This is a genomic window from Micromonospora sp. NPDC049903, from assembly GCF_044460945.1.
GTDB lineage: Bacteria > Actinomycetota > Actinomycetes > Mycobacteriales > Micromonosporaceae > Micromonospora.
This window is the reverse complement of the sequence record NZ_JBITKL010000006.1, coordinates 33,763-50,178: the sequence shown is the minus strand read 5'-3', so window position 1 is coordinate 50,178 and position 16,416 is coordinate 33,763. Positions and strand designations below refer to the sequence as shown.

Annotated in this window: 13 protein-coding genes; 3 read left to right on the top strand and 10 right to left on the bottom strand. The window is 72.5% G+C overall.

All coding sequences use genetic code 11. The annotated features are described in order from the left end of the window. Positions 1-56: 56 nt before the first annotated feature. Complete coding sequence (locus tag ACIBO1_RS12860; protein ID WP_396745424.1) at positions 57-1,163, bottom strand: ATP-dependent DNA ligase; 1,107 nt, start codon at positions 1,161-1,163, stop codon at positions 57-59. 135 nt (positions 1,164-1,298) lie between these two features. On the opposite strand from ACIBO1_RS12860, the gene ACIBO1_RS12855 reads away from it, so the two are divergent. Continuing rightward, positions 1,299-1,511: a hypothetical protein gene (locus ACIBO1_RS12855; protein ID WP_396744938.1), complete on the top strand. Its 213-nt coding sequence runs from the start codon at positions 1,299-1,301 to the stop codon at positions 1,509-1,511. A gap of 5 nt (positions 1,512-1,516) precedes the next feature. Here the strand turns inward: ACIBO1_RS12855 and ACIBO1_RS12850 are convergent, their stop codons facing one another. Then, positions 1,517-2,434: a DNA-3-methyladenine glycosylase family protein gene (locus ACIBO1_RS12850; RefSeq protein ID WP_396744935.1), complete on the bottom strand. Its 918-nt coding sequence runs from the start codon at positions 2,432-2,434 to the stop codon at positions 1,517-1,519. A gap of 471 nt (positions 2,435-2,905) precedes the next feature. Between ACIBO1_RS12850 and ACIBO1_RS12845 the strand changes: the two genes are divergently transcribed. Together ACIBO1_RS12845 and ACIBO1_RS12840 are read left to right on the top strand one after the other, a co-directional pair. Then, positions 2,906-4,852: a stealth family protein gene (locus ACIBO1_RS12845; RefSeq protein ID WP_396744932.1), complete on the top strand. Its 1,947-nt coding sequence runs from the start codon at positions 2,906-2,908 to the stop codon at positions 4,850-4,852. Next, entirely contained in the window at positions 4,849-6,618 is a 1,770-nt protein-coding gene (locus ACIBO1_RS12840; RefSeq protein WP_396744929.1) for a stealth conserved region 3 domain-containing protein, read from the top strand. Before ACIBO1_RS12845 ends, ACIBO1_RS12840 begins: the two co-directional genes overlap by 4 nt. Before the next feature lie 61 nt (positions 6,619-6,679). On the opposite strand, the gene ACIBO1_RS12835 is transcribed toward ACIBO1_RS12840, so the two are convergent. From ACIBO1_RS12835 to ACIBO1_RS12800, 8 genes are all read right to left on the bottom strand, one after another. Beyond that, entirely contained in the window at positions 6,680-7,366 is a 687-nt protein-coding gene (locus ACIBO1_RS12835) for a hypothetical protein (RefSeq protein WP_350693996.1), read from the bottom strand. Between the two features lie 196 nt (positions 7,367-7,562). Continuing rightward, entirely contained in the window at positions 7,563-8,336 is a 774-nt protein-coding gene (locus tag ACIBO1_RS12830) for an anti-sigma factor family protein (protein WP_396744926.1), read from the bottom strand. Next, a complete protein-coding gene (locus ACIBO1_RS12825; RefSeq protein ID WP_119579049.1) occupies positions 8,333-9,025 on the bottom strand; it encodes a sigma-70 family RNA polymerase sigma factor in 693 nt (230 codons plus the stop codon). Before ACIBO1_RS12825 ends, ACIBO1_RS12830 begins: the two co-directional genes overlap by 4 nt. An 84-nt stretch (positions 9,026-9,109) precedes the next feature. Further along, entirely contained in the window at positions 9,110-9,967 is an 858-nt protein-coding gene (locus ACIBO1_RS12820; protein WP_396744923.1) for a spermidine synthase, read from the bottom strand. Beyond that, entirely contained in the window at positions 9,967-10,926 is a 960-nt protein-coding gene (locus ACIBO1_RS12815; protein WP_396744920.1) for a hypothetical protein, read from the bottom strand. The genes ACIBO1_RS12820 and ACIBO1_RS12815 overlap by 1 nt, the downstream gene beginning before the upstream one ends. A gap of 22 nt (positions 10,927-10,948) precedes the next feature. After that, positions 10,949-13,423, bottom strand: a complete 2,475-nt coding sequence (locus ACIBO1_RS12810) for an AAA family ATPase (RefSeq protein ID WP_396744917.1) — start codon at positions 13,421-13,423, stop codon at positions 10,949-10,951. Further along, a complete protein-coding gene (locus ACIBO1_RS12805) occupies positions 13,423-14,571 on the bottom strand; it encodes an exonuclease SbcCD subunit D (protein WP_350694005.1) in 1,149 nt (382 codons plus the stop codon). The genes ACIBO1_RS12810 and ACIBO1_RS12805 overlap by 1 nt, the downstream gene beginning before the upstream one ends. A 32-nt stretch (positions 14,572-14,603) precedes the next feature. Then, complete coding sequence (locus tag ACIBO1_RS12800) at positions 14,604-16,409, bottom strand: ATP-binding protein (protein WP_396744913.1); 1,806 nt, start codon at positions 16,407-16,409, stop codon at positions 14,604-14,606. Positions 16,410-16,416: the final 7 nt, after the last annotated feature.

Here is a 16,416-nt window from a genome sequence, read left to right as displayed (position 1 = left end):
GTCACGAGTCGGGCCTCCGTGATCGGGTCGACGGCCGCGGGTCGGTCGGGCGCGGGTCAGTCGGGCGCGGATCCCGCCGGCACCGCCGGGTCGCCCCGCAGGACCTGGTCGACGTCGAACCGCACCGGCCGGTCGAGTTGATCGTATCGGCAGGAGCGCGGGTCGCGGTCGGGCCGCCAGCGGACGAACCGCGCGGTGTGCCGGAACCGGTCACCCTCCATCGCGTCGTACGCCACCTCGACCACCAGCTCCGGACGGACCGGCTCCCATTCCAGGTTCTTGGTGCCGGTCCACCGGCTGACCCCGCCCGGGATGCGCTGGCCCCGCTCGTGGTCGCCGTGCACCCACGGGTGCTCGGCGCCGACGTCGCGATAGGGCGCCAACTCCTCCAGCAGCTCGGCACGGCGGGCCATGGTGAACGAGGCGCTCACCCCGACGTGGTGCAGCACACCCGCGTCGTCGTAGAGCCCGAGCAGCAGCGAACCGACCACCGGGCCGGACTTGTGCCAGCGGAACCCGGCCACCACCGCGTCGGCGGTACGCGCGTGCTTGACCTTGAACATCAGCCGCTTGCCCGGCTCGTAGGGCAGGTCGGCCGGCTTGGCGATCAGCCCGTCCAGCCCAGCGCCCTCGAACACGTCGAACCAGCGGCGGGCGGTGTCCGCGTCGGTGGTGACCTGGGTGACGTGCACCGGTGGCCGTACCTCGGCCAACGCCTGCTCCAGCCGGGCGCGGCGGGTCGGGTAGGGCGCGTCGAGCAGGCTCTCGCCGTCCAGCGCCAGCAGGTCGAAGGCGACGAAGTCGGCCGAGGTCGTCTCGGCCAGCAGTTTCACCCGCGACGCCGCCGGGTGGATGCGCTGGGCCAGCAGCTCGAAGTCCAGCCGAGGCTGCCCGTCCGGCCCGTCCCGGCGGATCACGATCAGCTCGCCGTCGACCGCGCAGCGCTCCGGCAACTGCCGACGGGCCTGCTCCACCACCTCGGGGAAGTAGCGGGTCATCGTCTTGCCGCCCCGGCTGGCCAGCTCCACCTCGTCGCCGTCGCGGAAGACGATGCAGCGGAAGCCGTCCCACTTGGGCTCGTAGGTCATTCCCCGCGCGGTCGGGATCGACGCGACGCTGCGCGCCAGCATCGGCTCCACCGGCGGGTTGATCGGCAGGTCCACGGCGTCAGTCAACCAGACGGCACCGACAGCGGTGAGGCAGATCACGGGCGCGCCGTGGGCGCGGTGTCCGCCGGTACGCCCTGCCGTGCCACCCGGGCGAATCAGGAAACCGCAGGTCAGAGCTACTTTCGCGGAGTGCCGGAGTGGGTGTGCGGGTGCTGCGGGCGGTGGCGGGTCAGCGTCGAGCTGATCCGGCAGCGGTACGTGTACCGGCTGGTGCACCACTATCCGCCGGATTTCGGCGGGGGCAAGAACGTCCTCGGCGAGGTGGGCTCGGTGCCCGAGCTGGCGGAGCTGCTGCTGAGGCGTACCCCGGTCAGCCTGGCCGACCTGCGCGAAGCCGCCTGATCCGCTCAGAAGCGGGCGAAGGAGCGGATCGGCGCGCGGGGACCGAACTTCGGCGCCTGGACGCCGGCGACCTCCAGCAGCCGGCAGACCCGACCCCGGTGTCCCCGGAACGGTTCGAGTAGCTCCAGCAGCCGGGCGTCGTCCCCGCGCGGCTCACCGGCCAGCGCCCAGGCCACCGTGTTCGGCACGTGGAAGTCGCCGACGCTGACCGCGTCCGCGTCGCCGTACGCCACGCGTACCACTTCGGCGGCGGTCCAGACGCCGATGCCGGCGACGGCGGTCAACCGGCGGGTGGCCTCGGCGGCGTCCGCGCAGCGTTCCAGCCGGTCGGCGACGGCCGCGGCCCGGCGCAGGGTCTCGGCCCGGCGCTGTTCGACGCCGAACGGGTGGAACACCCAGTACGGGGTGGCCGCGACGGCGGCCGGCTCGGGCGGCAGCAGCAGCGACACCGGCCCCGGCGCCGGTTCGGCGAAGTGGCGGACGGTGGCGGCGTACGCCCGGTACGCCTCCTTGCCGGTCACCTTCTGCTCGAAGACGGCCCGGAGCACCCGGGGGAAGACCAGGCCGGTGGCGGGCATCCGCACCCCGGCGTGTCGGGCGGCGAGTCGCGCCACCACGGGGTGCGACCGGGCCAGGTCGGCGAAGCCGGTGAGGTCGTCGCGCAGACCGGCGATGGCGTCGCCGTGCGCGACCACCCAGTCGCCACCCGGCCCGTACCCGTCGGCCCGCAGCTCGCCCCCGATCTCGTGCAGGGCCAGGGTGGCGGGTCCGACCGGCGTACGGGTCGCCCACCAGAGGGTGCCGTCGACGATCCGGGCGCAGGGGTCGTAGGGGCTGAAGGTGAGCGGCCGGATCGAGGCGGCCAGCCGGTAGCCGGGTGGCGGGCGCAGCGTCCGGCTCGCGGTCGGCGCGGTCCCGGTCACCACCCCACTCTGCCACCCGCCCGGCGAGCCGGTGCAGCGCGGGCCGGGTGGTCCTCGTTTGCGATGCCGAAACCAATCAATAACCGTCCGTTCTGCAACCGTCCACCTGAACGGCCAGGATTCTTCGGTCAAATCCCCCTAGATGCTGATGTAACCAGCGCGATCATGAGGGTTCGGTGACGCCACCACGAATTCATCGCTGTCGTGCCCCTGTGCCCCGCTGCTATGGTCCGTTTCGCGTGGCACCCGTCCCGTCCACACCGGATGTGAGTGCACAGTCGGGGGAGGCCGAATGGTCAGTTTCCGGTCACCGAGTCGCGCATCAACGGGGAGCTTTTCCGAAAGGCACAAGAGATGTCTGCTGGAGCGGTGATTCAGCCGGGGTGGCTCGGAGCCGCCGTCTCGTCACATGCTTCTTTCCACTGACGTGGACGCCCACACCATGACCCGCCGAACTCGACGGCGGGTCCGATGATCGCTCTGCGCGTTTACCGGCTGCTGCCACCCGCCGCCCGGCGTCGCCTGCTGCGGCTGCTGCCCGAGCATCGGCGCATCGGTGTCGTCCGCACCCTGACCCGACCTCGCGGTGGCGAGACCGTGCATCCGGTCGGAGCCAGGGTGGCGGTCACCGAGGACGGGATCCGCACACAGGCCGAGGTGGTCGCGGCGGCCACGCCGTTGCAGATGTGGCACCGCAACCTGACCGCCGTCACCTCCATGTTGGAGTCCGCCGGCATCGACTACCACTGCGTCCGCAACGACGACCACCTGCGCAGCACGGTGGCGATCCTGGACGACAAACGGGACGTGGTACGCGAGCTGGTCGGCTCCGCGCCGGAACTGTCGGGAGCCCACGTCCGTGTCGTCGAGGTCCGACCCGAACGTCACCAGCCGGACCTGGCACCGACCGAGGTGATCCAGGTGTGGTTCCCGGTGACGGACGTCCGGGCCGGTGTGGTGCTGGGTGTGGAGTTCGCCTGCGAGATCGAGCTGTGGACCTGCGTCGGCGACGTGGTCCGGGCACCCCGGCACAACGCGGTGATCGACGAGGCTCCGGCGGCCGCCGAACCGGTCCGGGTCGCGGCGGCACTGCTGAGCCACTTCGTACCCGAGGCCGACGACCACACCTACGGCACCCGCCAAGACCTCGTCGTACGCGCCCCGGACCGGGTCGGTTTCCCGATCGACGCGGTCTTCACCTGGGTGGACGGCTCGGACCCGGAGTGGTTGGCGCGCAAGCAGGCGGCGCTGGGCACGCCCGGCGACGAGGTGCACGCCATCGCCGCGAACACCTCGCGCTACCACAACCGGGACGAGTTGCGGTACGCGATGCGGGCGTTGTACACCTTCGCCCCCTGGCTGCGGAAGATCTTCGTGGTCACCGACAGTCAACTGCCGAGCTGGCTCGACCCGACCCACCCGATGATCACCGTGGTCCCGCACGCCGATCTCTTCGCCGACCTCGGTGGCCTGTCGTCGTTCAACTCGCACGCCATCGAATCCCGGCTGCACCGGATCGACGGCCTGGCCGAACACTTCCTCTATTTCAACGACGACGTATTCCTGGGGCGTCCGCTGCTGCCCACGCATTTCTTCCACGCCAACGGCATCGCGAAGTTCTTTTTGTCCCCGGCGCAGTTCGGTCTCGGCGAGGCGAAACCCACCGACGGGCCGGTGAACGCCGCCGGGAAGAACAATCGCCGGCACATTCAGCGGCAGTTCGGGGTGACCATCACGCAGAAGATGAAGCACACTCCGTTCGCCCTGCGGCGCAGCATCCTCTATCAGATCGAGGAGATGCTCCCCGCGGACGTCACCGCCACCGCGCAGCACCGGTTCCGTCACCACGAGGACCTGTCGATCCCGTCGTCGCTGCATCAGTACTGGGCATACCTGACCGGGCAGGCCGTGCCCGGCGACATCGAGTACGAGTACGCCGACCTCGGCCACGCGTCCACCCCCGCCCGCCTCGCCGAGCTGCTGACCCGTCGCCACCGCGACGTGTTCTGCCTCAACGACACCGACTCGGACCCTCGGACGTTCGCCGAGCAGGAGCGGATGCTGGCCGACTTCCTGCCGCGCTACCTGCCCTTCCCCGCGCCGTTCGAACTGCCCGACGACGAGGTGGTGGAGCGGCGGAAGCGCAGTGCCAGCGCCCTGTGGCGCAACCGGGCCAGTGACCGGGCCGATGGACAGGTGGACGCGGCGACGACGCCGTCGCTGCGGATCAGCAGGCAGGTGGACGCCACCACCGTGCCCACACTCCCGGTCGGGCCCCGACCGGACGCGCCCACTCTGCCGTCGAGCCGAGCCGCCGGGCGCGTCGACCGTAGGTCCGTCGGTCTGCCGGCGGGGCCGGAGTCCGCTTCGCCGTCGTCGATCGGCCCCAGCAGCAGCACAGAGGAGCGCGGCTCGTGACCGAGTCCAGGCGGGTCCCGTCCGAAGAGATCCCCAAGGCGGTGGCCGAGCCGTCGGGTTTCGTGGAGGTATATCGGCGGGTGCTGAGCAAGCAGACCCGTCGCGCCATCGCGAAGAAGGTCAGTCCGCGTACCCGGCACCAGCTCAAGCAGTGGGTGGCGCGTGCCACCGGGGACAGCCGTACCGCCGGTCGGCGGGGGGAACGGTTGGCGCGTCGGCAGCCGGAGCTGCTGGCCGGCGCGGATCGGGCGGTGGTCGTCGCCGACCAGGCGCCCCGGATCGCCCAGGTGTCGGCGACCGTCACCCCGGCGGAGGTGCGGCGTCAGAACCTGGCGGCGGTGACGGCCGCGCTCGACGAGGCCGGTGTCGCGTACTTCCGGGTCCGTGGCGCCTCCCACCGGGCGTCGGTGGTGGCGGTCGACGCGGTGGACCGGGAACGGGCGTACGCCGCTCTGGCCGTCGCCTGCGAGCGGATGCCCGGCTACGTCACCGTGCTGTCCGGCGGGAGGCCGGGTCTGCTCGCCCCCGGGTTCGAGGCGAAGACCTGGCGGCGTGTCGCGGACGCCTCGGTGCTGCGGCTGACCTGGTACTGGACCGATCCCCGGCACCGGTTGGTGCTGGGTCAGGCGTACGGGTGCGAGGTGGAGTTCTGGACCCGGCAGGGTGCCGTGCTCGTCGCGCCCCGCCCGAACCGGGTGACGGCCGAGGTGGACGCCGAGGAGCCCCCGGTCGTGGTGTCCGAGGCGCTGTTCAGCGGGCTGGAGCCGGCGAGCACCACGGCGACCGCCCGGACCCGGTCCCCGTTCGCCGGTCCACGCCCCTTCGACGTCACGTTCCCGGTCGACGTGGTCTACACCTGGGTGGACGGCACCGACCCCGACTGGCTGCGGCGCCGCGCCGAGGTGACCGGAGTGCCGTACCACAGCGAGGCGGCGAACCCGGCGCGCTTCCTCAGCCGGGACGAACTGCGGTACTCACTGCGCTCGCTGCACCTGTACGCGCCCTGGGTACGCAACGTCTATCTGGTGACCGACGATCAGGTGCCGCCGTGGTTGGCGCGGTCCGCGCCGGGGATCCGGGTGGTCAGCCACCGGGCCGTCTTCTCCGACCCGTCGGTGCTGCCGACCTACAACTCGCACGCCATCGAGAGCCAACTGCACCACATCGACGGGCTCTCCGAGCACTTCCTCTACTTCAACGACGACGTGTTCCTCGGTACCGAGGTGCTGCCCTCGGACTTCTTCCTGGCCAACGGCATCTCCCGATTCTTCCCGTCACCGGCGCTGGTGCCGCCCGGAGCGGCGACCGCGCAGGACATCCCGTCCTCGGCGGCGGGGAAGAACAACCGTGCCCTGATCACCGAGCGTTTCGGGACGGTGCTGACGCAGAAGATGAAGCACATGCCGCACGCACTGCGGCGCAGCGTGTTGTACGAGATCGAGGAGAACTTCGCCGTACCGCACGGCCGGACCGCCGGCAGTCGCTTCCGCAGCATGACGGACATCTCGATCGCCTCGTCGCTGCACCACTACTACGCGTTCCACACCGGTCGGGCGGTGCCGGGGGATCTGCGGTACGCCATCGCGGAACTGTCCCACCCGGACACTCCCGCCCGGCTCGCGCACCTGCTGGCCCGCCGGGACCGGCAGGTGTTCTGCCTGAACGACGCCTTCTCCACCGAGGAGGACCTGGCCGACCAGCTCAAGGTCGTCACCCCGTTCCTGGACACCTACTTCCCGGTGCCCAGCCCGTGGGAGAAAGGCTGAGAGACGACCGTGGCCGGCCGCGCCCGTACGGGCTGCGACCGGCCACCGGTGACGGATCGGATCAGTAGTCCGAGCCGCTGTCCGACTTGGTCTTCGACGGCGGGGCGACCGCCTTCGGGGTGCCCTTGGGCAGGCACTCCAGGTTCTTGCTGCCGTCCGGATTCACCACGAACCAGGTGCCACCGACGCCCTGGCCCTTCCACTGACCGGGCTTCTTGTCACCGATGTAGGTGTAGAGCGGCCAGCCGTCGAGGGTGATCTGACGGGTGCCGTCGGGGCGGGTGATGGTGCCCACCGCGTCGTCCGAGACGCCCTTGAGCTTCGGGTTGCCGTCGGTCAGCGCGGCCGGCCACACCTCGATGCACTGGCCCTCGCAGTTGCTGGCCGGCGGGTCGTTGGTGTCGTTGTCGAAGCGGTACAGGAGGAACCCGTCCTGGTTGACGACCGCGCTCCCCATCCGGGGGAACTTCTTGCCGGTGAGGCTCTCGGTCAGTTCGAGGCCGTCGGGCAGGGGAACGTCGTTGTCGTCTCCCGCGCCGGGTGATGCCGAGGCGCCCGGCGTGGCGCTCGCCTCCGGGTTCGCGCTGGCCTCCGGGTCGGCGGTCACGGTGGGCTCGGCCGCGGCAACGGCGACCGGCTCGGCCGGACCGGCGTTCGTCCCGTCGTAGCCGGCGGGAGCGCAGGCCGTGAGTGCGACCATGGCGCCCACGGCGCTCACAGCGATGACGGTCCGCTTGATCTGTGCCACGTGCCCTCCTCATGCTTGACAGTCACCGGGATATACGGGGACGGCAGTGTCAAGGTTGAATGCGAAACGGTGGCTCATTTCACAGTGGAGCCGTTGAACCGGAACCCCTGAACCTGCGTAGGAGTGCGTATCCGCAGACCAGAGCCACGAAGGCCCGCCTCCGAACGGAGACGGGCCTTCGTCGATGCGGTACGGATCAGGGGGCGGGCACGGTCAGCAGCGTCCGGGCGGCGTCCCTGCCGTTCACCTCCTGCACCTCGACGTGCTTGATCTCCTCCAACTGCGCCGACGTGGTCGCGGAGAGCGTGGCCCGGACCGGGTTGCTGTTGGTGCCGTACCCGGACGGCGGCACCGTCCAGGTGGAGACGACCTCGGTGCTGTTGTCCTTCTTCACCACGACTAGGCGGCAGGTGCGCGGCCCGGGCAGCCGACCCAGGCTGAAGTCCAGCTTGGTGCCGAAGTCCTTGCCGATGAAGAAGTAGGTGCCCTCGACACCGGTGCTCGGGTCGGTGACGTCGACCTGCTCACCCTCCTGCTCGTTGCCGCCGAAGCCGGGGCCCGGGTTGCCGGAGCCGCCGCCCGACGGGTCGACCGGGGCGCTGCTCGGCCCGGCGAGGGGCCGTGCGCCACTGTCGCCGGACAGGTTGCTGAACACCACGCCGGTCAGGCCGCCGAACACCACCACGGCCGCCGCGGTCGCCAGGATCTGCCGGAACCGGGCCTTGCGCCGGTGGCTGCGCAACGCCACGAGAGTACGGTCCAGCAGGACCGGATCGGAGTGGGTCTGCTCCAGCGCCGTCACCGACTCCTCGTCGATGTCGGAGAGCAGCCCGACCACCGGCACCATCGACTCCAGTTCGGCGGCGCAGGCCCAGCAGGTCGCGAGGTGTTCCTCGAACCGCTCCATGTCCTGTTCGTCCAGTACGCCGAGCGCGTACGCGGCGACGTCCATGTGGTCTACCCGGCTCATTCCGTCACCCCCCGTTCCTGCAGAGCTGTGCGCAGCGCGCGCAGCGCGTAGTAGACCCGCGACTTCGCGGTGCCCAACGGCAGACCGAGCTCCTCGGCCGCCTCCGGCACCGTCCGGCCCCGGAAGTACGTCGCCACCAGGATCTCCCGGTGCGATTGACTCAACGTACGCAACGCGTCCGCCACCGTCATCGAGCGCAGCACCCGGTCGGTGCTGTCCGACTCGGCGAAGGCGGTCAGGTCCCGGTCGTACGTCTCGGCCGGGCGGGCCTGCTCGCTGCGATGCTCGTCGATGGCGATCCGGCGAGCCACCGTCACCAGCCACGGCCGCAGCGACCCCTGCCCCTGCGTACCCAGCCGGTGCGCGTTTCGCCAGGCCCGCAGCAACGTCTCCTGGACGATGTCCTCCGCCCGCTGCCGATCCCCACCGGTCAGCCGCATCACGAACATCAGCAGCGGGCCGGCGTGTTCGGCGTACAGCGTGCGGATCAACTGGTCGGAGTGGGCGGCCTCGGTCGTCGTGGCCTGGTGTCGGCCAGGGGCAGGTCGCGGCGTCACCGGGCTATTCTGGCGAGACGTCGCCCGGGAGTCGACCCCACGGTCGGACGTGGTCGGCCGCGACTGGGATCGAGCGGACATCCAGTCCACCCGCACCCGGTCGCCTTGCCAACCGACCGCCAGTGCATGCATGCAGACCTCCGGATGTCCATGGACAGAAAGCCGTCCCCCCACGGGCATGGCTGCCGGGTAGTACGGAGGGCCTCGCCGAACGGATCAACGGCGGACGGAAAAAATCCCCGGTGGGGGCGGTGTGGAGTCGCTGGCGTCGCTGTCGCGCACCACCGGGGAGCCTCCGGCGAACCGGTCGAGCTCCGCGCCGGCCAGCACCCGGCCGGGAAACCAGTCACCGGCGGCCCGCCGGGTCAACGCCGCCACCGGCGGCTCCTGCCGACCGGCGACCAGCACCAGGTTGCCGTAGCGCCGCCCGCGCAGCACCGCGGCGTCGGCCACCAGGCAGGCCCGGGGCAGCAACTCGCGGACGGTCGCCACCTGCCCACGGGCGTACCGCAACGGCGGCCCGTCGGCCAGGTTCGCCAGGTACCAGCCGCCCGGCCGCAGCACCCGGGCCACCTCGGCGGCGTACTCGATCGAGGTCAGCCGGGCCGGTGTCCGGGAGCCGGCGAAGACGTCCGCCACGATCACGTCGTAGCCGCCGTCCCGCCCGCCGGCCAGCACCGCCCGCGCGTCGTCCACCCGGACCTTGAGTCGTGGATCGGGCCGCCAGGGCAGCTCCCGACGGACCAGGTCGACCAACGCACCGTCCACCTCGACCACCCGCTGCACCGAACCCGGCCGGGTGGCGGCGACGTACCGGGGCAGGGTGAGCGCCCCGCCACCCAGGTGCAGCACCCGCAACGGCGTACCGGCGGGCGCGACCAGGTCGATCGCGGCGGCCAGCCGGCGGACGTACTCGAACTCCAGGTGGGTCGGGTCGTTCAGGTCCACATGCGACTGCGGGGCGCCGTCCAGCAGCAGCGTCCACGACCCGGGCCGGTCCGGGTCGGGCGCCAGCTCGGCCTGCCCGGTGTCGACCTGCGCGGTGATCCGGTCGGCGTCGCGCCGCCGACCCATCAGCGACCTCGCCGCGCGGCGGCGGTCAGCGCGCGGTGCAGCAGCCGGGAGTCACCCAGCCGGGAGCGCAGCAACCGTTCCAGCCCGGCGATCGGGACCAGGTTCTGCGGGGCGCGGGGGTCCTTGTAGGGAGTGGAGGCGAACCGGGGCAGGGTGACCAGCGACAGGTCGGCCAGCCGCACCACCTCGGTGATCTCCAGGTCCGCCGAGCACTCCAGGCGGACGATCCCGGCCCAGGGCGCACCGGCGGCCACCGGCAGCCGCAGATACCACGACCAGCCGCCCCACGCCGTGCCCAGGCGGAACACCGGCGAGCGGTGACCGGCGGCGAGCCCGGTGACCACCGCGGTGAGCCGGCCGTCGAGATACTGGCTGTGCTGGGTCTTGATGTAGCCCAGGGTGCGCGGCAACTGCCGCCGGTTGCGCAGCGGTCCGTCCACCACCAGCAGGTCGTCATCGGTACGCGCGGCGGACGATACCTCCACCTCCAGCGCGGTCAGCGGGCCCTGCACGGCGGCCGGCAGCTTGGCCAGCTCCCCGGTGCCGCTGACCCGGTGTACCGGATAACGGACGGTGCCGGCGACCACGTCGGTGGCGGACGGACTGGCCGTGAAGAGGCCCCGGCCCACCGTGGCGCCGGCCAACCGGGCCGCGCCCCGCTCCAGGTCGCACCGGACCACCCCGGCGGCGTACGAGGCGGCCAGGCCGGGGAACGACGTGCCGTCCTCCTCCGCCGTCCAGACGCTGGCGTCGATCCGGCGTACCCCGTCGACCAGCAACACCACGTCCGGTGCGCGGACCCCGGGCCGGGGACCGATCGCCCGCCAGTCCACCACCGGCAGCTCGTGCTCCGCCTCCACCTGGGCGCTGCTCGGCGCGGCCGGCCCGGCCGCCGACGCCTCGAACGAGGCCCCGTAGGCGGGATCCCACGCGTCGACGAAGAACCGCCCGGCGCTCACGGGTCACGCCTTTCGCTCGCGCTCACCGGCCGGTCCGTTCGATGCGGGCCGAGCGGGCGTCCTTACGGACCTCGAAGCGGACCGGGATGCGTTCCGCCAGGGCCGGTACGTGGGTGACCACGCCGACCATCCGGTCACCCCGGGCGGCCAGGTTCTCCAGGGTGGCGGCGACCGTGTCGAGGGTGGCCGCGTCGAGGGTGCCGAAGCCCTCGTCCAGCACGATCGACTCCAGGCTGGCCGCCGTGGTGGACATCCCGGCCAACTGCTCGGAGAGCGCCAGCGCCAGCGCCAGGGACGCCTGGAACGTCTCGCCGCCGGAGAGGGTGCGTACGCCTCGACGCAGCCCGGCGTCGTAGTGGTCGACGACGAAGAACTCGCCCTTGTCGTGGACCAGGTCGTACTGCCCGCCGGAGAGTTCCCGCAGGATCCCCGAGGCGCCGTCGACGAGCAGGTCCAGTGCCTCGGCCAGCAGCCACCGCTCGAAGTTGTTGGCCCGCAGGTGCCCGGCCAGCGCCCGGGCCACCTGGGACCGGCGTTCGTGTTCGGCCCGCTGGGCGCGCAGCTCCTCGGCCTGGGCACGGCGTTCGGTCAGCCGGCGCAGGTCGGCCTCGGCGCGCTCCACGGCGACCGTGGCGGCGCGTACCGGATCGTCGGGAGCGGGCAGACCGGCGGTGGTGAAGATGCCCGCGATCCGGGCCGCGACCTCGGTGGCCACCGCCTCGGCCGCGGCGACCGACTCCGCCGAGGCGGCCCGCAGCGTCTGGCGTTGCCGCGCCTGCTCCCGGGCCCACTCCGACAGCGCGGTCCACGCGGCGGCGACGTCGTCCCGGTCGGCCGCCGGCGGCCCGAACCGGGCCACCCCGTCGCGTACCCCGTCGAACCGCCGCCACGCCGACCTCAGTCGCTCCTGCGCCGTGTCCAGCGCACCCCGGGCCCGCCGGGCGGTGTCCCGACCGGCTCGGACCGCCGCTGCCGCCTCGTCGAGTGCCTGCCGCAGCCGCGCGTGTTCGGCCAGCGTGGCCCGCAGCGCCTCGGCGGTGGCCGCGCCGTCCAGCCGTTGGTCCACCTCGGCCAGTCGGCTGCGCAGCCCGTCCTGCTCGGCGCGGGCCCGCAGCAGCACCCGTTCCAGGTCACGGGCGGCCGAGTCGCGCTCGGCCAGCAGCCGCTTGGCCGCCTCGCTGGCCGCCCGGGCCGCCTTGCCGGCCGCCACCGCCTGCGCCACCGCCGAACCGGCGGGCATCGCCGGCACCCGGGCGACGGTCTGTTCGCAGACCGGACAGGAGTCCCCGTCGCTCAGGTGCGCCCGCAACGCCGCCGCCTGGTCGGTCGCCTTGGCGTCCTCGTGGGCCTGGAACGCCGCCGCCAGCTCCGCCTCGGCACGGTCGGCCGCCGTCCGCGCCTCGGCCAGCGCACCGGCCGCCGCCTCGTGCTCGGCACCGGCGGTCTGCACCACGGCGCGTACCTGCTCCGCCTCGGCGTCGAGCCGGTCCCGGTCGGCGTACGCGCGCAGCAGCATCCGCAGCGCGCTCTCGTCACCGGCGGCGGCCAACTCCCCCCGCAGCTTCTCCTCACGCTCCTCGGCCAGCGACACCGCGCCCGCCGCCGCCTCGGCCTCGGCCCGCGCGGCGTCCACCGCCCGGGCCACCTCGGCCACCCCGTCCGGTGCCCGGACCTCACCCAGCACGGTCAACTCGGCGTCCAGCGCCGCCAGCGCCGACCCGGCCTCGCGCACCGTCGCCCGCGCCGCGTCCAGCTCCGGCACGGCCTCCGCCACCGCCTCCGCCAGCTCCCGCATCCGGTCCACCTGGTCGGTGAGCTGTGTCAACGTGGCGTCGTCGGCGTCGGCGAGCCCGGCCAGCAGTTGGTCGACCGCCTCCAGCTTGGCCTCGGCCTGCCCGGCGCGGGTGGTGGCCCGCTGCTGCACCTGTTCGTAGACGCCGAGTCCGAGCAGGTTGACCAGGATCTGCTGGCGGGTCGCGGGACGGGCGTGCAGGAAGTCGGCGAACTGCCCCTGCGGCAGCACCACGCAACTGGTGAACTGCTCGTACGGCAGGCCCACCGCCTCCAGCACGGCGGTCTCCATCTCGGCCGGTGTGCCGGCGACCACCTCGCCCAGGTCCTCCGGGCTGAGCCCGGTGTCCAGCTTGGTGACGTCGAACCCGTCGGGCATCAGTTGCAGACCGGCGTTCGCGGTCTTCGCGTTGCCCCGGCTGTCCCGGCGCACCACCCGGGTGGCCACGTAGCGGGCCCCGCCGGACTCGAAGACCAGCCGCACCCGCGCCTCGGTCGACGACGGGGCCAGCGCGTTGCCGAGCCCCCGCGCGCCACCCCAGCGCGGCACCGTGCCATAGAGCGCGAAACAGATCGCGTCGAGCACCGTCGACTTGCCCGAACCGGTCGGCCCCACCAGGGCGAAGAAGTCGGCGTCGGTGAAGTCGACGGTGGTCTCGTCCCGGAAGACGGTGAAGCCCGCCATGTCCAGCCGCATCGGCCGCATCAGTGATCGACCTCCTCGATCAGCTCGTCGAAGAGTTCCCGGACCCCGTCGTCGGCGTGCCCCCGGCTGTCCAGGTAGTCGGCGAAGAGTTGGCGGGGCGACCGGCCGGCCCGCTGGGCGACCCGGGTGCCGCTGCCCGGCGCGGGCACCAGCTCCGGATCGATGCGGATCTCCAACGCGCGGGGGAGCAGCTCCTGCACCTCCTCCCGCAGCCCGGCCCGGGGCTGCTCGCGGACGTACACCCGCAGCCAGCCCTCCGGCGGGGTGATCCCGGCGAGCTGGGCCAGCGTGCCGCGTACCGTGCGCAGCGCCGTAGCCTCCGCCACCGGCACCTCCCGGACCCGTGCCGCAGTCGTCGCGGTCACCTCGACCAGGGTCACCGACGGCACGTTCTCCTGCTCGCCGAAGTCCACCGCCAACGGGGCGCCGCTGTAGCGGATCGGGCACGGCCCCTGCACCCGCTGGGCGCGGTGCAGGTGGCCCAGGGCCACGTAGTGGGCGGTGCCGGGGAAGACCGTGGCGGGCACGGCGTACCCCAGCACGGTGTGCGCGTCCCGTTCGCCGCCACCGGTGGTCGCGCCCACCACGGTCAGGTGCGCGGTGACCAGGTGCACCCGGTCCGGCTCGTCGAAGCCCTCGGTCAACCGGGCGAGGATGCGGCCCAGGTGGTCGGCGTACGTCTGGTTGGTCTCGGCGGCGGTCAGCTCGTACATCTCCACCGCGCGGATCGCGTACCGCTGGGACAGGAACGGCAGCGCGGCCAGCCGCCAGCGTTCCCCGTCGGCGGTGGTGCCGTCCACGACGTGCTCGGCCGGATCCTCGCGGACCGCGCCGCGCAGCGTGATGCCGGCGGCCTCGGCCCACGGCCGCAGCGCGTCCAGCGCCGCGCCGTTGTCGTGGTTGCCACCGATCGCCACCACGTCCGCGCCGGTGCGGCGCAACGCGGTCAGCGCCCGGGTGACCAGGCGGGTCGCCTCCGCCGTCGGCGCGGCGGTGTCGTAGAGGTCGCCGGCGATGACGACCAGGTCGGGCCGTTCCTGGCGGGCGATGTCGATGACCCCGGCCAGCACCTGCTTGTGCTCCTCGGCCCGGGACTGCCCCTTGAGGACCTTGCCCACGTGCCAGTCCGAGGTGTGCAGGATCTTCACGGGTAGCCCTCTCCTCGTGGCGCAGAAGTCGTCTAGAAGGGGATGTCGTCGTCGGCGCTGCCGCCACCGGAACCCACCACGGCGAACGGGTCGGCGGACTGGGTGATCGAGCGCAGCGTCTGCGACGGGGTGGCACCGGCCTCGGAGACCCGGGTCGCCCAGGCCGGGAACGGGAACTCCAGGCAGAGCGGCACCGGGATGTCCGGCTGGTTGACGAACATCGTGCCGGGTTTGGCCAGCAGCGCCCGCTGCCGTTGCGCCGGGGGCAGGAAACCGTATTCGGGGCGGGACGCCTCGGCCGGGTCGAGCCGGCCGACCACCCGGATCGCGGAGTTGGTGACGATGCGCCGCTCCACCTCGCTGGCGGTCTGCTGCGCGCCGATCAGGATGACCCCGAGCGAGCGGCCCCGCTCGGCGATGTCCAGCAGCACCTCCTTGATGGGGGAGGAGCCCTCGCGGGGGGCGTACTTGTTCAACTCGTCGAGGACCACGAACAGCAGCGGCTTGGCGCCCTGCTTCTCCTTGTTGTCGAACTCGGTCTTGAGGGTCACGCCGACCACGAAGCGCTGCGCGCGATCCGGCAGGTTGTGCAGGTCGACGACGGTGACCTGGGCCGACTCGGCGGTGTTGATGGAGTGCGGGCGGCGGGTCGCCAGGTCGCCCCGGATCAGCCGGGACAGGTCCTTCTTGCTGCCGATGAGTCGTCGGGCGAAGGCGTTCACCGTGCCCAGTCCGACCGCGCTGCCCGCCCAGTCGCTGCGCGTCTCGTCGTCGCTGAGCTGCTCGACGATGTGGTCGACCAGGTCGGCGTAGGTGCCCAGCCGCACCCCGTCGACGCTGACCCCGCCGTCGGCGGGCTGGGCGTAGCGGGCCAGGTGGGCGGCGACCGAGTGGACCACCATCGTGTACTGCTGCCGTTCGTCGTCGGCGTCCGCGAAGACGTACGGCAGCAGGCGCTTCTCGCAGAACTCGGTCAGCGTCCAGTAGAAGCTGTCCACTCCGGTCAGTCGGTTGTGCACGTCCGGCGTGCCGGAGGAGTCGCCGATCCTCGGCGGGGCGTACACCCGCACGTCCGGGAAGGCGTCGGCGACCAGACCGAGCCGGGCGTACGCGGCCCGGGTGGGGTCGTCCAGCCGGGCGTTCGGGTGGTCGAGGAAGAGCAGGTCCTCGCCCTTGACGTTGAAGATCAACGCCTTGGCGTTGACCGCGTCCCCGCCGAGCTGGCCGGAGCGGAACACCGAGTAGAGCAGGAAGGTGGCGAAGCTGGTCTTGGTGGCCACCCCGGAGATGCCGGAGATCGACACGTGGGCGCCACGGGTGCCGTCGAGGAAGTCGGCGTTGAGGTAGACCGGCACCCCGTCGCGCCCGGTGCCCATCGGCACGCGTCGCTCCATCCGGTCGAAGTGCAGCGCCCGGGCGCGCGCGTCCCCCTCGGCCCGGTGCACCACCGCGCCCGGGTGCGGCGGCACGTAGAACTCCGGGTCCACCCGGGTGGTGGTGATCTCCGCTGCCTCCTGCACCTGCGCCGGCAGCGTGCCGTCGGCGATGGCGAACACGTCGGAGTCGAACTGCGCGCCCTCGTGCCGTGCACGGACCTGGGTGACCACCCCGGCGATGGTCACCGGCTCGCGGTCCGGCAGCTCCCGCCGGGTCACCACCACGTCGTCGAGCTGGAGGTAGCTGCCGGGGGCGACCGCCGTCCAGAACTGCAGCGGCGTGGCGTCGGCGGTGCCGAGCACCCGACCGACCCCCTCACCCGGGCCGTCGAGCCCGCCCGGGTCGAACCCGTCGCGCGGGCCGTCGAGCTCGCCCGGGCGGTGGATCCCCTGGTCAGTCATCAGACGG